The organism is Pseudodesulfovibrio karagichevae (genome assembly GCF_041414475.1).
Classification (GTDB): Bacteria; Desulfobacterota; Desulfovibrionia; order Desulfovibrionales; family Desulfovibrionaceae; genus Pseudodesulfovibrio; species Pseudodesulfovibrio karagichevae.
This window is the reverse complement of the sequence record NZ_JBGLYH010000130.1, coordinates 1-991: the sequence shown is the minus strand read 5'-3', so window position 1 is coordinate 991 and position 991 is coordinate 1. Positions and strand designations below refer to the sequence as shown.

The following is a 991-nucleotide window of genomic DNA, read 5'->3' as shown; positions in this document are numbered from 1 at the left end:
AGGAGGCCACGCGGTTGCCCGCACAGGACACCCGTTGAAATGCGGGAGGCCGTCGTGGCCCTGCGCAAGGCCTGGCCGGGCATCGGGCCGCGCAAGATCGCCGGAGAGCTGCGCAACCGGGGGCTTCGGCCCCCCTCCCACAGCACCATCGCCCTCATCCTCAAGGACGCGGGGCTGACCAAGGCGCGCAGGCGGCGCAACGCCCGCTTTCGGCAATGGCCGGACAAGCTGACCGAGCCCGATCATTCCAACCACGTCTGGAGCGTCGACTACAAAGGATGGTTCAGGATGCTCAGCGGTGAAGTCTGCTATCCATTAACGATCATGGATGGTTACAGTCGATTTCTTATCGGCGTCGAGGCCCTGTCCCGACCCGCTTTCGCGCCCACCCGGGAGGCCTTCGACCGGACTTTCGCCCGATTCGGCCTGCCCGAAATCATCCGCGTGGACAACGGGACGCCCTTCGCCGGAGCGGGGGCGGGCGGCCTTTCCCGGCTGAGCGCCCTCTGGCTGCGGTTGGGGATCGACGTGGAGTTCATTGATCCCGGCAAGCCGCAGCAAAACGGGGCGCACGAGCGGATGCACCGCAGCCTGAAGCGGGAAATCCGCCTGGGCAGCGGGCTGCGGCAACAGCAGCGCCGCTTCCGCGCCTGGCGGCGGATCTACAACCACAACCGCCCCCATGAAGCGTTGGGCATGGCCGTCCCGGCCCAGGTTTACGCCCGATCAAAGCGGAGATATCCAGCTGAAATACCGGACTTTCAATACGACGCACGGCACGTGGTCCGCCGGGTGAAAAATAGCGGGGAAATCAAATGGGCGGGCCGCAGGCGGTACATCAACCAGGGCCTGGCCGGCAGCCAGATCGGTATTTTGGAAAATGGCAACGGCGACCTGAACGTCTACGCCGGTTCGGTCCTGCTCGGCGTCCTGCCCGCCACCGGTTCCGGGGGCCTGATCAGGCCCCCGGAACCGGTGGACGAACAATAAA

General features: G+C 65.6%; 1 protein-coding gene. It reads left to right on the top strand.

The annotated features are described in order from the left end of the window. On the top strand, nucleotides 1-990 hold a 990-nt coding region (locus AB6M95_RS19660), incomplete at its 5' end, for an integrase core domain-containing protein (protein ID WP_371388441.1). Between the last annotated feature and the right edge of the window lies 1 nt (nucleotide 991).